Raw genomic sequence first — 14744 nt, 5'->3', positions numbered from 1 at the left:
TCACTCCCCTGTATTGCCGTTGCTGCCATTCCCATCGCCGTGCCCCCTTCTCCATTCCGTGCCATTCGTCAGCGCCAGCCGTTTCCCCTGGTGGTGCGCCGTCTTCACCCAACTGGCGTACTCCCTCAAGACGGCCTTGGCTTCCTCGAGGCCAAGCGCCAGCGCCGCGCAATACCCCCTCCCCTCCGCCTCTTCCAGCCACTCACGTTGACTCGGCGCCAGATCGGCATCCCGTGGCGGCGTTGCCTTGAATTCCAGGTAGAGCCCAAACCATCCCCCGCGTGCCTCCATCACCGGCAAGTCACTCACCCCGGCTTTCACGCCCTGGGCCTTCATGCGCCCGGCTTCCTTGCCCAGTCGGTAGCCACCATTGGGGACGTGATAGGTCGCCGCATAGAGGTCGCCTACCGGCGTGCCGCGCATCATTTCGCCATACAGCCAGCGGATCAGGATGGCCTGCTCCTGGCCTTCCCAATCCACCGGTTTCCGGCGCGGCTTACCATCGGCCTTGGGCTTGCGGCGGCCCGGCGTCTTCCCGTAGTTGCGCCAGCTCATTCCTCAGCCTCACGAACCGCCTTTTGTGCCTTGGCGAGTATCCAGAGGAAGATGGCAACCGCAGTGTGAAGCGCGGCTAGTGCGAAGGCCCCGTGATATACCACCCATGCGATCCCGGCGTACCAACTCCAGCGAAGAACCCACTGGAATGCAGCCGGGGGCTTTCGTGACGGTGATTTCATGTGCGTTACGCCCACCAACGCGATCATCGTCAGCAGCAACCACGCTAAGCCCGCGCCCCATGCTAGGAAGGCAGCCAGGTTCCCGGCTCCACCGGTAAGCGGGTAGGCCCACAGCGGCACGATCAAGGACAGCGCAAAGAGAAGCCCCTTGCCCTCTCCTCTTGGTTGCGACGTCACTTCACTCATGATTCCGATCTCCGCTTCCAGCGTCCAAAGTCGGCGACGATCCGCTTGTACATCGCCGCCGCTTGCTCGTTTCGATCCAGGTCCACCCGGCTCTCCACGCCACATGCCCGGCGCACGGCGTCGGCTGCGTCCTCGGCGTTGTGGGTACCGTCGGGTAGCTGCTCGCGCGTCATCCCCTTGTCCCGACGTGCCCGCGCATCGAGGTAGAGACCGAAGGCCGGCAGGTTGCAGAGCATGCCGGCCTGTTGGGCGAGGCTCCGGCGATCAGTCGTCATCGTGAACGTCTCCCCGGGCGTCCATGTCACCCATCACCAGCCAGACGTTGCCCAGGACAAAGACGGCCAGGATGACGAGACCTGCCAATCCCCAGGCGATCCAAGCGATCAAGCTCATGCCGCCTCCTGCTTGTTGATGAACGCCAACGCCTCGACCAGCGCCTCGCGGATCTCGCCGTCGAATTCCTGCATGCCCAGCGCTATCGTGTGGCGCAGCCAGCGGGGCTGGTGAGCCAATGCCTCGGGGTGCGCATGGATGGCTTCATGGCAACTCCCTGGCCCGTCGCAGACCGGCATGGCGAAGCTGTCAGGTGCTTTCAGGGCCATGCCTCCCAGTTGCCAGATACCAATGACGTGGTGGGCCGAATCCGCAGGGCCTCCACAGCAGCAGCAAGGCAGCGACCGGACAAACCGCAGATACCGCTCGCTGCGGAAGCGCTGTTGAGATTTCGCGCCCGATTTTTTAACTCGGCGATTGCCTGTTAAAGCGGGCTGTCGCTTCTCCCGCTTGCGGTTCATCGGTGCATTGGCGCGGAGCGGTGACTTTCTTTCGAGCGGCGTGCGTTTCATGCCACCTCCTCGCTCGGCTGCTCGGCGGTGCGGGGCTTCCATCCCGTAATACGCTCGACGTTCTCCCAGCGGGCATCCTGCTCGCTCTTAGGGACTTTGCGGATGGCTCCCCACTCCTTAACCCAGACGTCAACGCCGTCAGGGTTGATGCAAATCAGGGCGACTGATTCGCCACACGTATCGATGTCCGCTTTATTGGGGCATCGGACGGCTGTCATCTGGCACCTGGCAGCGGGGCCAATTAGCTTCCTCGGAACATGCGGCGCAGGCTCCACGAGATCACCTTTCCTCACCGCCTTCCCTTCGCAGTCCCGCCCCAGCACGCCCGTCAGGCGGTCATGAATACGCAAAAAGATGTTCATGCCGACACCTCCGCTTCCTGGCCCTCCCCGGACGCCCTGAGCGCCAGCTCGAGGCGGTACAGCTGACTGCAAATGGAATGCGCCAGGTGGTGTCGACGTGTCTCGGCATCGAGGTCCTCCCCACGCGCCAGCGCCAGCTCATGCCGAAGGCTTTCCGCTTGGTACCGGCGTGCAGGATCGGGGGCGTGCTGCCAATCTCCCGGCGCGTGCTGGACGGCATCCAGGGTGAGAACCTCGACGACCTCGGCCAAGGCATTCGGCATGTCGGTGAACAGCAGGTCCATGCGGAGCTCGCCACCGTCATCCTTGCGGCCTGTCGGCTCCTCGGTCGCTTTCCCGATCTCCACGACCTCTGGCTCGCTGCCCACCGTGTGGCGGAGTACCTCCTTAGGAGTAGGCTGATTTACCTCCTCGGGCGATTCTGGCTCGCTATCGCTCGTCGGCTCAGGGATCAGGCCTTGCATATCCCCCGCCTCTATCACGACCGGCCCAACTTCCATGGAGGTCCGCTCGCCGGCCACTATCCGACGGGAGGCCTCATAGAACTCGCCCAACCTCTCCTCGCAGGCCATGAGGTCGTCATCAATGATGCCGAGGGCGCCTTTACGGCTTGCGTTGTTCGGCAGCTGACGGATGGCATCAATCACCGCGAAGAACATGTCCGCGCTGGAGAGTCCACCCAATTTCTCGGTTTCGAACCCGGCAGGCCTCAGGAGGATGGCCAGATCGGTGAACTCGCCCATCCCGGTGATCCGATAGTCCGCCACCATGTCGCTCAACCGCTTGATGCACTCGGCGAGGACGACGGTCACAGGGCGTGATGCCTTGGGCTTGCTCTTTGTTAACACCTTGACTGCCGGGGCCGGCTCCGGCTCGTGTTTCGGCGCGCTGCCGGTCTTGCGGGCAGGGGCTGCCACCGGGCCTTCCAGGCTCCCCGCCGCGACCTTCATTCCCTTGCCGGTCGGCGCCCAGCCATCGTGGCCGTGCTTGCTGATCAGCTCGTGTTGATACAGATACTCCAGGGCCAGATCGATCTGTTCGCGCTTCACCTTGTCACGGGCGTTCATCGCCGCCTTGATGATCAGCGCGCGTACCGGCTTCCGGCTCTCTCGGTGCTCCTGGACCAGCGCCAGCAGGACCTTCTTTTGATGCTTGTCGATGTCACTCACTTGCCACCTCCTTGTCCTGTTCTTTGCTGGCGCCAGCAGCACTGGCATTGATCCGCTGGGCATGCACCCGGTCGGCCTGCTCGCGTCCGGCATCGGTCAGCCCATAGGCGGGATGCCATACCTCGTTGATCTCCTGCTCGGCGACGATCAGCACCCAGCCCCGGCGCTCGAGACGGTTCACCGTGTTGGCCACCTGCCGCCAGCCCGGGCCCTCGCCCTGGGCGGTGGTGATCCGGCGCCGGATGGCGTGGATGGCCTGCCCTGACGTTGAGCGCAGCGCCAGCAGCACTTGGTGTTCGATGTCGATGGGTTTCACTGGGCCACCTCCGTGCAGTCGTCGAGTAGGTCACCCCGAGGCGCGTCGTTGGCCTCGGGCACGTATGCCAGGATCTGGCGGGCCGGTTTGCCGGCAGTGCCGATCACGGTCAGCTGGCCGGCGTCCAGCAGTTCGCGGCAGCGACCGCAGATCGAGGACAGCGCCAGCCCGGTAAGCTCCGAAAGGCGCTGCCGAGTGCAGGGACCACCCTGTCGGATGGCATCGAGAACCTGCTGGCGCTGGCGGGCCTGTCGACCCGACCGGCGGACGTCGTCATAGCCCTCGCGGGATACCTCCCGACCGGTGGGCTGCATCATGGCTCCCATGGTTATCCCCTCCCTTACTCGCAAAGGCCGTAGACGGACGAGCACTCGGTATTGCCATCACTCGTCGCAGCAATCAGATCGAACTGTCTTCCTCCTCGAGTTGTGCGCGACCACTCGACAGCCGAGTGAATGCCATGGCGCATCAACGAGACATCCGCCTCCCCTCGAGCAGCCCAGAATGTGGCAACGCCACGCTTCGCCGCCCGGCTGACAATGCGCTCCCATTCGGCTACGCGCTCAATCTCCTCGGGAAATCGGCTCGCAATCTCACGAAGTTCTTGCTTGCGGGCGTGGATGCACGGCATACAGCCAACGCGGCTCATGCCCTGGCTATAGAGGGGGTTGGGTTCAATGCCGTGCTTTCGGTGCATGGCAAAAACTCGCTCAACGTCCCAATCGAGGATCGGTCGATAGGCCATCACACCCAGATCAAGCTCTTCCCATTCACCCAGTCGTGACCGGGCTGGCGATTCATCACGACGAACCCCCTGCCAGCTCACGACATCATGCCCAGCAGCCAATAACGGCATATCCACCTGCTGCTGGATGGGCAGCACCTTGAGGTGCTCGGTGCAGAACTTGGCCTTCGTGCTCGGAAACCGGCCTTTCAACATGGCGAGGTCCAGGAACGGAATTCCGGTGGGAACTAGCGCCTCAATAGCTCGCTGCCGGATGTCCTCCGGCCAGTGCTCAGCGATGTAGCTCCTCTTGCGCTCAAAATCTCGAGAGAAGTCCGGCATCACTCGCCGGATCGCGACACCAGTAGCCCGCTCGAGGTAGTCGATATAGCGATACGTCTCCGGATGCTCATGACCGGTATCAGCGAACACGACCACCATCTCGGGCGCATCCCTCTCAAGCGCCAGCAGGAGCATCGCCGTCGAATCTTTGCCGCCACTGATGCTGATCACATTCTTCAGCGCCATGCTCATCCCCTCCCCAGTGCGGCCCGCAGGGAGCGCAGTCCCTGGTCGGCGTTCATTCGATGCGGCAGGCCGGCGTCATCCACCAGCCGGTCGGCACGTTCCTGCCCGGCCCGCTCGGCGAGCTCGGCTTGTGAGCGGTGGCCGTCGTGCTCGAGCAGGTGGCGCGGCGTCAGGTCCTCGCCGGCCATCACCCGATTGACCAGGGCCTGGTACTCGCGGGCGAAGCGCTTTTCGAGGCGTGGCCACTGGCTCTGCGCCGTGGTGTGCGTCAGGTCCCACCAGCCGACGGCATTGCCGGCCAGCCTTACAGCCTCATGGCTCCACCGGTGCCGGCGAGGCTCATGGGCGTGGGCCAGCGCTTCGCGCCAGGCCTCACCAGTCGCTGGCATACCGAAGTCCTCCGGGGTCGGCGCCAGCATCGAGACCAGCACCGGGATCGTCGGCGGCCAGGTACTCCCCGCTCGCTTCAGTTCGCTCATCGCCCGCTCGACCACCTGCCGTGTCGGCAGCGCCGACCAGCGGGTCAGTTCCTGCGCCAGCTCCCGTCGAGCCAGATTCAGCATGTCCGCACTCGGGAACGCACTCGCCCAGGTCCTCGGGAAAATCGCTTCCAGCCGGGTGAATACCTGGTTGACCAGCGCCAGCGTCTGCTCCCTCGGCGGTGTCGTCTTCTGGCCACCAGCCGTCTGCCCAGCTGGTGTCTCCCGGGTTGGCGAGCTGTTCCCGGACCGCCTCGCGTTCAGACCGGCGATCGTCGCTTCGGTGAGCTGCTGGGCGTTGTGCATGGTCAGGTCCTCCGGTTGTGGCCTGGGAGGTGGCGTACTGGCGGCGGCGGTCTTCGGCCAGCCACTTGGCCAAGCGCTCATGCCAGCCCTGGGCGGTGCGCCGCTCGTTGGGTTTCTGGGCGAAGTGGTCGGTGAAGTCCGCCAGGGTGTCGGCATCCGGCCAGGTGCCGGTCGGCAGGCGGCGACGCATACAAGCGGCAGCCAGTTGATCGGCATTGGGCTGCCAGTCGTAGGTCATCGGTTGCTGTCGAGGCTCGGGAGTGCGGTCCAGCGGCTGGCCGTTGTCGTCCAGGTTCGCTGCCTGCCCCAGCGGGTCGGCTCCAGCATCGCTCGCGCCCGACAGAGGGGTAGGGGGAATTCTCTGTTGTAGTCTCTGTAAGGAATCTCCGTTTGGGGGATTCTGTGCACTCCCGTTGGGAGATTCTTGATTCTCCGTTTGGGAGTTTTCAGATTCTCCCGATGGGAGATTCTGGCCAGTGGCGGGCCTCGCGGCCTGTTCTTGAGGCGCGTCATCGCTCAGTGCCTCGGCCAACTGCTCGGCCAGACGGTCACAGTTCACCCGGTACCACGTCTTGGCCGGCACCCCCTTCCGGACCTCCTCGAGGACACCGATGGCCACCAACTGACGCCGTGCCGTCTGCTGCTGCTTGGCACTCATCCCAGTCTCGGCTTCCCAGCTATCGTGGGCGCCCTGCTGCTCTTTCCAGAACCATCCATTACGCTCCCTGGCCGTTGGCGTGTTGCCAAGGAACAGCGCCTGACTCAGGAAAATGGCGCCCTGCACCGAGACACCCGGGAGTTGGGTGAACACCGGCTGGTAGGCCACAGGGCGGCCCAGGAGGGCCGGGAGCATGGCGGCGGTAATATCGCTCATGCCACACCCCCGGCGTTGTAGAGGGCCATGCCGGCGACCGATACACTGGAAGTTCTCACGCAACCAGAAGGAACACCGACATGGCCGAAACTGATAACCATCAGCGCCAGCGCCGTGAGCTCGACCAGAAAATCTTCCAGACCGAAGCACAGCAAAAATGGCTGCTGGCTAGGTTTGGCGATCACGTCGCCGAGCGCGAGGGGTACCAATCCGATGACCTCCACGGCATTCATGCGCTGCGCTACTACCTCATGCAGAAGCATCACTGGACTCCTGCGACCGTGCTTGCCCTGAGCGAGGACGAACTGCGCTTTGCCCTGCTTGAAGAGCGAGAAGGCTGGACCTTGCCTCCAGAAGATCGGCTCTGACCGGGTCACCTGATTGGCGCGCCATCTCGGCTTTCAGCGCCAGTTGGCGCGCCTTTAGGTCGAGATAGCGGGCATCAATGTCTCGGAAACCGTTCATTCCCTGCTTCCTCCCTCAAGCCCGCGACCTGATCTACCTTCGGACGAGCGATCTCCCGACATAAGCCGATCAATATCGGCTTGCTGCTGGCGGCACCAGGCCGCCAGCTCCTCGAGGTCATTGGCTTGGTCAGGTAGGCTCATTCCTGCGCCAACAAGAACGATCGGCGCTTCTCGACCATCTAAGATTGCAGCGCCGACCAACATCGCCCTGGCTACCTGACAGGCCTGTTCCGTAGCATCACCCCCCCCTTTTTGCGCACCAGCAACTGCCGCTCGACCCACTGCCTCCAAAGCAGTCCGGCGATCCTCTGTCTTAATCGGTCTTGTGGTATTCATCACGCTGCCCCCTCGATCTGCTCGAGCTCGTGCTGGTAGTGATCGGCAAAGAACTGGTGCATCAGCCGGCGGCCGTTGACGATCACCCGGGCGTCGTCATCCCAGGGATCGGTCAGCGCCAGCAGGTCAGTCATCGCTTGGTGGTACCGCAGGTCGCAGCGGAGGCGCGCCAGCGTCGGGCCGGTCAGGGCCAGTTCGGCACGCTCGCGCTGCAGGCGGTTCGTCTTGTCGATCAGGTGGTCGCGGTCGCGACCGATCGGTGTCGTTGTCATCGTCATGGCGTCCCCTCGCCCGCTGGCCTAGAGCCGCAACCCAATGCGGCGGATTTCAGCCGCAGACAGCTTCCCCTCGCGCTGCATGGAGGCGAGGGTCTCGCTGTAGCGTGTCCGCCCGGTCAGTTCAGACAGCGGCAGATGACCTCTCTGCAGCCACTCGTGGACGTACTGGTTGCTCCGATTCAGCCGCTTCGCTACGGCAGGAGCGCCACCACAATCGTTGATGACGTCTTTGAGAGATGTGGGTTGAGTCGTCATGGCCAGCCTTAATATCAGGTCTACTCCTGATTATGCTAGCCGCATTGGCCTGATATTGGCAAGACAATACCTGATTTTCGGTATTGAGAATGGATGTGAGGTGCCTACAATCAAGCTATTAGTTGATAATCGCGAGATACCCGATGCCCCGCCGCAAACCCACGGATGAAGAGAAGCGCAGGATGTGGGCCGCCATATCCAAGGCGGCGATGGACTACCATGACCACCATCAGGAGCGAGGGCTGGGCGTACTGATTGCCGACGACGCAGGCGTTAAAGCCCAGTCTGTGTCCGACTGGAAAAGCCTGAAAACGGCACCGAGCGACAAGATCCTTATACGGCTAGCATCCAAATATGGCGTTTCTGCCGCCGAGCTGGCCGGAGAGGACGCGCCTACACAAGCTGGCCTTGCAACCGATGAAGCGCTGAGGCTGGCCGGAGAGCTGACCAGCACGGTTACCAAAGCAGCCCTGCCTGAGGGGAGTGTCGAGCAGTTCAGCGCTGTTATGGAGAAAGCCCATGAACTTGTCATGCAGGGCAAAGGTGAGGATGAAGCCTACGGCATTCTATTCCGATACGCCCTAGCTATACGTGAGGAAGCCCCGCCAACTGACTAGCCCCGCCCATTGCATGCAAGCCCGCATATTTGCGGGCTTTTTTATGCCTAGCACATCGAGGTAGCTGTATCTGAATTCTTCGGTTACTGTATATATAAACAGCATTACATGAACGCGGGGGTAATCCATGGAGGAACGGTCTGGCGCCACTCCTATCACCAAGAACAATGATCGAGACACGCAGGAGCGCTCGCGAGAATCCCTCGTGAACCTATGCAAGGCGTTTGACCTGCTGCGTGCTCGTAAAAAAGTTGAAGAAAATCCCGCCGTAAAATCAAGATCATAAACCTGATCTTCTCTCCACAACCTACCATTCATCAGTTTATCCCTTGATATTTTAGATTCGCGCTCCTAACATCAGGCCATAACCTGATTATCAAGGCGATAAACACATGGACCTGACCAAACGACAAGCTGAGATAGTGAGCCGTCTGGCTGATGGCATGACCGCCGAAGAGATAGCCATCAGCCTCTGTCGATCAGTCCTGACAGTGCGAACACAGGTAAAGCTGGCTTGCCAGCGTGCCGGCGCAAAGAACACACCGCACCTGGTTGCACTGGCAATACGCAAAGGCTGGATCGCCCCGCTCGCGCTGGCGCTGATGCTCGCCGACCTGCACGGCCATGCCATGCGCACCCGGCAGCCGGTACGCACGCGCCAGCAGATCGCATCCACCTATCGGTCCGCACGTCGCGACCTGGGGAGCGTGCTGGCATGAGCAACCTCACCGACCTGAAACGTCTCGTGATGAGCTTCGGCGCCCTGCCCCTGGCCTGCGCCGGCCTGCTGGTTCTGGCGAACGTCCAGCAGACCGACCGCGAGGTCGCCGCCGAGATGCACCGGCAGTACTGCGAGGACGTGGCGCTATGGCGGACTGAGGTCGCCCAGGGAGTGCCGCTGAATCGCCGCGCCGGGCAGCCCGACCATCGCGGCATCGCCGACGAGCAGTGCCCGGGCATATCCGCCCAGGGCGAAGACCAGCGCCAGCTCGCCAGCTACTGAAACCGAACACTCTCGGTCGCCCTGGCCACATCAGGGCCTCGTCCGCCGGTGTCAGCTGGTCCATGTGCCAGGCGGGTCGCGAGCAAAACGCCGGCAGCTGGTGACGGGCGGCCGACACACCGTCCGGGCGCCAGCAAACCCTTCAGTTCCCTGCGTACTCCCGGCCTCCGGGCCGGGCTTTTTCCAGGAACTGCGGGACATCGGAGAGCGGCTGGGTGCCGTCATGTGCGACGGCCAGATGGCGGGTAAACGCTCCGCCAAGCAGAAGGCCCGGTCGCTCCCCGATGCCTCGGCATCACATCCGGCGAGAGCCGGTCGAACGAGTTGCCCTCTCACGGGAGGGCCTTTTTCAACTACCAGCAGCAGGGGGCTTCCATGAATACAGCTATCGCCGAGGTCCTGGCCGAGCGCCATCGACAGGTAAACCAGGAAGGCTGGAGCCATGAGCACGATGACAGCCATCACCAGGGTGAACTGGCTGCGGCTGCAGGATGCTACGCGCTACACACCTGCCTGATGGGCAGAGGCAAAGCCCAGGACACTGTGCCCAGCCCTTGGCCATGGGATGCGTCCTGGTGGAAGCCCACTATTGCTCGCCGGAACCTCATCAAAGCGGCCGCACTGATCCTCGCCGAGATCGAGCGCCTCGACCGAGCTGCTGCCAAGAGTGTGCCGCCTAGCAGGCCCTTGGAGGAGGCATGGTCTCGCGACGGCGTGATGTACAGCCACGATTCGTTCCAGGAGTTGATCGAGTGTCACGCGGTCGAGCCAGGAAGCACGGTCTACACAGGCACCAAAACAAGGTTCGCGCCCTCGCATTTCGCGGACGCCGACAGCGTCATCGAGGAGATGGGTGAGCGTGCATGTGATGAAGGCGGAGAGTTCGCCGAAGATTTTCCTGATCCCACCCCAGAAGCCCGCGAGCAGCTGCAGATCCTGATGAATGCTTGGGCTGATCTGCACACCACGATCGACTTCTTCATCGTCGAAGACGCCCGCGAGTACGTCATCACCGAGCGCGATCTGGAGGTCTCCTGATATGTGGTTCAAGAACCTTCACCTCTACCGTCTGCACGACGCGCCCGGGTTGGACGACGCCTACCTCGAGGGGTTGCTGACCGCTCAGGCCTACCGCCCCCTCGGAGGAAGTGAGGCCCGGCGCATTGGATGGACCGCGCCTGCTGGTCGCGGCAGCGAAGTGCTGTGCCACGAACTACAGGGCCATCGGCTGCTGACTGCTGTGCGCCAGGAACGCCCGCTGCCCGCCGGTGTGGTGCGCGAAGAAGTCGAGGAGCGTGTCGAAGCGCTCGAGGCAACCGAAGGCCGCAAGCTGCGCCGGCAGGAAAAGCTCACCCTCAAGGAGCAGGTCTACGAGGAACTGCTGCCCCGGGCCTTCGTCCGCACCCAGCGCATCGACCTGTGGTGGGACACTCAGCGCCAGCTCATTGGCATCAACACCAGCAGCCGCAAGCGAGCCGAGGAGGCCCTCGACCTGCTGCGCGAGACACTGGGCAGCCTCAAGGTCACGCCGTTGGCAACGCAGGAACTGCCGATGCGGGCGATGACCACATGGCTCGGTGATACAGGCACTCGCCCCGCCGACCTGGTAATGGGTGACATGGTCGAGCTCAAGGCCAAGGGCGATGACGGAGTGTTCCGTGGCCGCCAGGTCGACCTCGACAACGACGAAGTGCAGCAACTCCTTGAGGGCGGACGCCAGGCAAGCAAGCTGGCCCTGGGCGTCGAGGGCCGCATGACGTTCGTGCTCCACGACGACCTGGCCATCAAGTCGATCCGCTTCGACGACGCCGTGATCGACGAAGCCAGCCAGGCCGACGACGAAGGCGACCCGCTGGTGCGCCTCGAGACCGACTTCCTGCTCATGGCTCAAGCCCTGGGCGCCAGCATCGACCGCCTGATCGAGTGGCTAGGAGGGGAAGCACAGCAAGCCGACGCTGCTCACAACGCGCCCTCAGAGTTGGTGGACATTGAGGTAGAAGACCCGCTCATGCCCGAGGTCAGGGGCTTCGTGATCGAGAGCGGTACGGCGGCGGTTTCGGCTGTCCAGCGGCAATTCAAGCTTGGCTACAACCGTGCGGCTCGGCTCATTGAGGCGCTGGAGCGCGCAGACGTCGTCTCCTCAATGGACAACCGCGGCTCTCGGAAAGTGCTGCAGGAGGTGCCGTCATGAAAGAGCGCCCGATCCTGTTCAACGACGAGATGGTCCGCGCCATCCTCGACGGCCGGAAGACGCAGACGCGCAGGGTGGTGAAAGATCCGCATGGCCTCTACTCACACATGGGCGATAAGAGCGTACACCCGGCGGTGGCGTCCATCGTTCATGTTGGCGAGGGGGAGTTCGAGCAGCGCGCAAAGTCGGATGCGGTGAAGCAGCAGTATGTCACCACGTTTCCATTCCATAGGCTGCGCTGCCCCTACGGCCAGCCCGGCGACCAGCTGTGGGTGCGGGAGGCGTTTCGCAGCCGGCGCGTAGATAACCTGCCGGGCGAAGTCGCATACCGGGCAGATCATCCTGGTGAGAAGACAGTGCCAGGCAGCTACGGCCGCCCTTGGAAACCCTCCATCCACATGCCTCGCTGGGCCTGCCGCCTGCGCCTCGAGGTCACCGCCGTGCGCGTCGAGCGCCTGCAGGACATCACCGAGGTTGACGCACAGGCCGAGGGCGCCGGCGTCGTCAGCTTCCCCAATGTCGACGACCAGCACACCGATCGTGACCGCTTTCGGGCGTTGTGGAATCGCATCAATGGCCCTGAATCATGGGACACCAACCCATGGGTATGGGTCGTCGAGTTCCAGCGCGTCGATTCGGAGGTGCCGTCATGACCGCCGACCCGATCCTCGACCCGCGCACCGGGAAAATGATCACCGTCTATGACCTGGCTCGCCAGACCGGCGTGGCCGCCCATGTCATCTGGCACCGCTATGAGTCCCTGGGCGTGCGTTCCATGACGCTGATCGCCCCCAAAGGCACACCCATCGACATTGATGCCGAGCGGGCAGCAGCACGACGCATCTTCCTGCGCTCGCGTGTCGGCATACTGTCCACCCACCGCCTCGGCGAGTTCGCCCGGGGCCTGCGCCAGCAATCAGGGAGGGCTGCTGCGTGACTACCAATCCTTCTGCAGAACTTGCCTGGCGCACCCAGTTCGCCTTGGATTTCGAGGGAGAGATCAACGTCGATCTGTTCGCCGGCGGCGGCGGTGCCTCGACCGGCCTGGAGATGGGCCTCGATCGCCCGGTGCACGTTGCCATCAACCACGACGCCGACGCGATCAGCATGCACCAAGCTAACCACCCGGGCGCCGAGCACTACCTGTCAGACGTCTATGAGGTCGACCCGGTAGCCGCCTGCCGAGGGCGGCCGGTCGGCCACTTCCACGCCAGCCCGGATTGCACCCACTTCACCCAGGCAAGCGGCGGGCAACCCCGCAAACAAGCGATCCGCTCGCTCTCATGGGTCGTGCACAAATGGGCCGGTAAGGTTCGACCCCGAGTCATCACCCTGGAAAACGTCGAGCAGATCCTCCAGTGGTCACCACTGGTCGCCAAGCGCTGCAAGAAGACGGGGCGCGTTGTGAAGATCGACGGTAGCGTCGCCGCCCAGGGCGAGCGCGTGCCGCTCGAGCAGCAGTTCCTGATACCGGATCGCCGCCGACGCGGTCACAACTGGCGCCATTTCGTCGACGGCCTACGCCGCCTCGGCTATGCCGTACAGTGGCGCACCCTGCGTGCCTGCGACTATGGCGCGCCCACTACCCGCGAACGGCTGTTCTTGATCGCCCGCTGTGACGGCCACCCGATCGTCTGGCCCGAGCCTACCCATCACAAGCACCCGAAGCGGGGCCAGAAACGTTGGAGGGCAGCCGCCGAGTGCATCGACTGGTCGATCCCCTCGCGCAGCATCTTCGACCGTCCCCGGCCTCTGGCGGACAACACCCTCAAGCGCATCGCCAAGGGCATCCAGAAATTCGTGCTCGACAGAGGTGACCCGTTCATCGTGCCCATCGCCAACTACGGTGGCGGGAGCGAAGCCGTCCACCCGATCGACGAGCCGCTGCGCACTGTCACCGCCTGGCCCAAGGGAGGATCTTTCGCCCTGGCCAGTGCCACCCTGGTGCAAACCGGCTACGGCGAGCGACCAGGTCAGTCGCCCCGCGCACTGGACATCCGCCAGCCTCTCGGCACGGTGGTCGCCGGCGGCGGCAAACATGCTCTAGTCACGGCATTCATGGCCCAGATGAACGGCGGCTTCTACGATGGCGCCGGCCGCGACGCCCGCGAGCCGCTCTCCACCATCACAGGGCGCGGTACCCAGCAGCAGCTGGTCACGGCGAACCTCGCGTCATCACTCACGCCCGACCAGGAAACCGGCGCCCTGCGCGTCGCCGCTTTCCTGATGCGCTACCACAGCACCGGCGGCCAGTGGGCGGATCTTCGCGACCCGATGACCACGATCACTGCAAAGGACCGCCTGGCCCTGGTGACGGTGACGATCCAAGGCACGCCCTACGTGATCGTCGACATTGCCCTGCGCATGCTCAAACCGCGCGAGCTCTACCGTGCCCAGGGATTCCCCGACAGCTACATCATCGATCGAGGCCACGACGGTCGGAAGTTCACGCTCACTTCTCAGACCCGCATGTGCGGCAATAGCGTCAGCCCGTTGCCAATGACCGCCATCGCCCAGGTGAACCGGGTGGATCAACCAGTGACCCTTCAAGCAAGAGAGGCGTCATGACCAGAACCACGCACACCCACCGCCAGCACGGTGGCCGGTATGCCGAGTTCAATCAGTTCGACGGAGGCGGTGCCCTGGAAGGACAGAAGTTGGTGGCCTACCGCGACCTCGACAAGGACGTGACGAGTGCCACCACGCTGGACGACTGGCGTCAGCACTGGCGACCGATCGCCGCCGACGATTGCACGGTGTGCCTGGGTACCGGGCGGGACAGTATCAAGGGCAACAAGCGCCAGCCCTGTGGCGGCTGCTACGGGCTGGGGAAAGTACGGAAAGACGGCGAGACGCCGACCACTCAGTGGGAGCTGGCCGAGGTGGCCATCGGCGTGATCCAGCGCCAGCACCAGGAACTCGGCCGGCTACGCGAGCTGATCGCCATACCCGAGGTGCAGGAGATCATCAAAGCAAAGCGCGATGCACCCGAGGATTGGGTGCAGCGCGAGCAGGAATGGCGAGAGTCCGGGTGGCGTGGCCACGGCGGACGGAGACATACAGGAGACTGA

The 14744-nt window shown here is 63.5% G+C and carries 23 protein-coding genes and 2 pseudogenes; 11 read left to right on the top strand and 14 right to left on the bottom strand.

Features of this window, described 5'->3' with window-relative positions:
* The 12 genes and pseudogenes from HSDC_RS07500 to HSDC_RS17020 form a co-directional block, all read right to left on the bottom strand.
* Positions 1-555 (bottom strand): VRR-NUC domain-containing protein, encoded by a 555-nt coding sequence (locus HSDC_RS07500; protein ID WP_082919979.1) that lies wholly within the window; start codon positions 553-555, stop codon positions 1-3.
* Positions 552-923, bottom strand: coding sequence for a hypothetical protein (locus tag HSDC_RS07495; RefSeq protein WP_064699314.1), 372 nt, complete (start codon positions 921-923; stop codon positions 552-554). The genes HSDC_RS07500 and HSDC_RS07495 overlap by 4 nt, the downstream gene beginning before the upstream one ends.
* On the bottom strand, positions 920-1198 hold the full coding sequence (locus HSDC_RS07490; RefSeq protein WP_064699313.1) for a hypothetical protein: 279 nt from the start codon (positions 1196-1198) through the stop codon (positions 920-922). The genes HSDC_RS07495 and HSDC_RS07490 overlap by 4 nt, the downstream gene beginning before the upstream one ends.
* Complete coding sequence (locus HSDC_RS17025; protein ID WP_280168494.1) at positions 1188-1316, bottom strand: hypothetical protein; 129 nt, start codon at positions 1314-1316, stop codon at positions 1188-1190. The genes HSDC_RS07490 and HSDC_RS17025 overlap by 11 nt, the downstream gene beginning before the upstream one ends.
* Positions 1313-1768: a DUF968 domain-containing protein gene (locus HSDC_RS16430; protein ID WP_073292125.1), complete on the bottom strand. Its 456-nt coding sequence runs from the start codon at positions 1766-1768 to the stop codon at positions 1313-1315. The genes HSDC_RS17025 and HSDC_RS16430 overlap by 4 nt, the downstream gene beginning before the upstream one ends.
* Positions 1765-2130 carry a hypothetical protein gene (locus HSDC_RS07480; protein WP_064699311.1) on the bottom strand — a complete coding sequence of 122 codons (366 nt, stop codon included), beginning with the start codon at positions 2128-2130 and terminating at the stop codon, positions 1765-1767. Before HSDC_RS07480 ends, HSDC_RS16430 begins: the two co-directional genes overlap by 4 nt.
* The gene (locus tag HSDC_RS07475; protein WP_064699310.1) at positions 2127-3299 is read right to left on the bottom strand and encodes a dATP/dGTP diphosphohydrolase domain-containing protein; all 1173 of its coding nucleotides are present in this window, start codon (positions 3297-3299) and stop codon (positions 2127-2129) included. The genes HSDC_RS07480 and HSDC_RS07475 overlap by 4 nt, the downstream gene beginning before the upstream one ends.
* Positions 3292-3615: a hypothetical protein gene (locus HSDC_RS07470; protein WP_064699309.1), complete on the bottom strand. Its 324-nt coding sequence runs from the start codon at positions 3613-3615 to the stop codon at positions 3292-3294. Before HSDC_RS07470 ends, HSDC_RS07475 begins: the two co-directional genes overlap by 8 nt.
* A complete protein-coding gene (locus tag HSDC_RS07465; protein ID WP_064699308.1) occupies positions 3612-3941 on the bottom strand; it encodes a hypothetical protein in 330 nt (109 codons plus the stop codon). The genes HSDC_RS07470 and HSDC_RS07465 overlap by 4 nt, the downstream gene beginning before the upstream one ends.
* 14 nt (positions 3942-3955) lie before the next feature.
* Positions 3956-4867, bottom strand: coding sequence for a phosphoadenosine phosphosulfate reductase family protein (locus HSDC_RS07460; protein WP_064699307.1), 912 nt, complete (start codon positions 4865-4867; stop codon positions 3956-3958).
* Positions 4868-4869: 2 nt separating this feature from the next.
* A complete protein-coding gene (locus tag HSDC_RS16830; protein WP_170862772.1) occupies positions 4870-5652 on the bottom strand; it encodes a replication protein P in 783 nt (260 codons plus the stop codon).
* A 40-nt stretch (positions 5653-5692) separates the two neighbouring features.
* Positions 5693-5890 (bottom strand): annotated as a pseudogene (locus HSDC_RS17020) (DnaT-like ssDNA-binding domain-containing protein); the annotation flags it as partial.
* Positions 5891-6606: 716 nt separating this feature from the next.
* Here HSDC_RS17020 and HSDC_RS07440 point away from each other — a divergent pair.
* Positions 6607-6894, top strand: coding sequence for a hypothetical protein (locus HSDC_RS07440; protein ID WP_064699303.1), 288 nt, complete (start codon positions 6607-6609; stop codon positions 6892-6894).
* Between the two features lie 434 nt (positions 6895-7328).
* On the opposite strand, the gene HSDC_RS07435 is transcribed toward HSDC_RS07440, so the two are convergent.
* Both HSDC_RS07435 and HSDC_RS16900 read right to left on the bottom strand, forming a co-directional pair.
* Complete coding sequence (locus tag HSDC_RS07435; protein WP_064699302.1) at positions 7329-7607, bottom strand: hypothetical protein; 279 nt, start codon at positions 7605-7607, stop codon at positions 7329-7331.
* Between the two features lie 21 nt (positions 7608-7628).
* Positions 7629-7862, bottom strand: coding sequence for a hypothetical protein (locus HSDC_RS16900; RefSeq protein WP_064699301.1), 234 nt, complete (start codon positions 7860-7862; stop codon positions 7629-7631).
* A 143-nt stretch (positions 7863-8005) separates the two neighbouring features.
* Between HSDC_RS16900 and HSDC_RS07425 the strand changes: the two genes are divergently transcribed.
* The 10 genes and pseudogenes from HSDC_RS07425 (at position 8006) to HSDC_RS07385 (ending at position 14744) form a co-directional block, all read left to right on the top strand.
* Positions 8006-8479, top strand: coding sequence for a helix-turn-helix domain-containing protein (locus HSDC_RS07425; RefSeq protein WP_064699300.1), 474 nt, complete (start codon positions 8006-8008; stop codon positions 8477-8479).
* Positions 8480-8871: 392 nt separating this feature from the next.
* Positions 8872-9198, top strand: a complete 327-nt coding sequence (locus tag HSDC_RS07420; RefSeq protein ID WP_064699299.1) for a response regulator transcription factor — start codon at positions 8872-8874, stop codon at positions 9196-9198.
* Positions 9195-9482, top strand: coding sequence for a hypothetical protein (locus HSDC_RS07415; protein ID WP_064699298.1), 288 nt, complete (start codon positions 9195-9197; stop codon positions 9480-9482). Before HSDC_RS07420 ends, HSDC_RS07415 begins: the two co-directional genes overlap by 4 nt.
* Positions 9483-9857: 375 nt before the next feature.
* Positions 9858-10520 carry a hypothetical protein gene (locus tag HSDC_RS07410; RefSeq protein ID WP_137055224.1) on the top strand — a complete coding sequence of 221 codons (663 nt, stop codon included), beginning with the start codon at positions 9858-9860 and terminating at the stop codon, positions 10518-10520.
* A gap of 1 nt (position 10521) precedes the next feature.
* Positions 10522-11442, top strand: a pseudogene (locus HSDC_RS07405) (recombination-associated protein RdgC); the annotation flags it as partial.
* A 48-nt stretch (positions 11443-11490) separates the two neighbouring features.
* Positions 11491-11673 (top strand): DNA translocase FtsK, encoded by a 183-nt coding sequence (locus tag HSDC_RS16965; RefSeq protein ID WP_244534454.1) that lies wholly within the window; start codon positions 11491-11493, stop codon positions 11671-11673.
* Positions 11670-12326, top strand: coding sequence for an ASCH domain-containing protein (locus tag HSDC_RS07400; RefSeq protein ID WP_064699296.1), 657 nt, complete (start codon positions 11670-11672; stop codon positions 12324-12326). The genes HSDC_RS16965 and HSDC_RS07400 overlap by 4 nt, the downstream gene beginning before the upstream one ends.
* Positions 12323-12610, top strand: coding sequence for a hypothetical protein (locus tag HSDC_RS07395; protein ID WP_064699295.1), 288 nt, complete (start codon positions 12323-12325; stop codon positions 12608-12610). The genes HSDC_RS07400 and HSDC_RS07395 overlap by 4 nt, the downstream gene beginning before the upstream one ends.
* Positions 12607-14241: a DNA cytosine methyltransferase gene (locus HSDC_RS07390; RefSeq protein ID WP_064699294.1), complete on the top strand. Its 1635-nt coding sequence runs from the start codon at positions 12607-12609 to the stop codon at positions 14239-14241. Before HSDC_RS07395 ends, HSDC_RS07390 begins: the two co-directional genes overlap by 4 nt.
* Positions 14238-14744, top strand: coding sequence for a hypothetical protein (locus HSDC_RS07385; protein ID WP_064699293.1), 507 nt, complete (start codon positions 14238-14240; stop codon positions 14742-14744). Before HSDC_RS07390 ends, HSDC_RS07385 begins: the two co-directional genes overlap by 4 nt.

Origin of the sequence: Halomonas caseinilytica (assembly GCF_001662285.1) — a bacterium.
Lineage (GTDB): Bacteria > Pseudomonadota > Gammaproteobacteria > Pseudomonadales > Halomonadaceae > Halomonas > Halomonas caseinilytica.
This window is presented reverse-complemented; position numbering and strand designations above follow the sequence as displayed.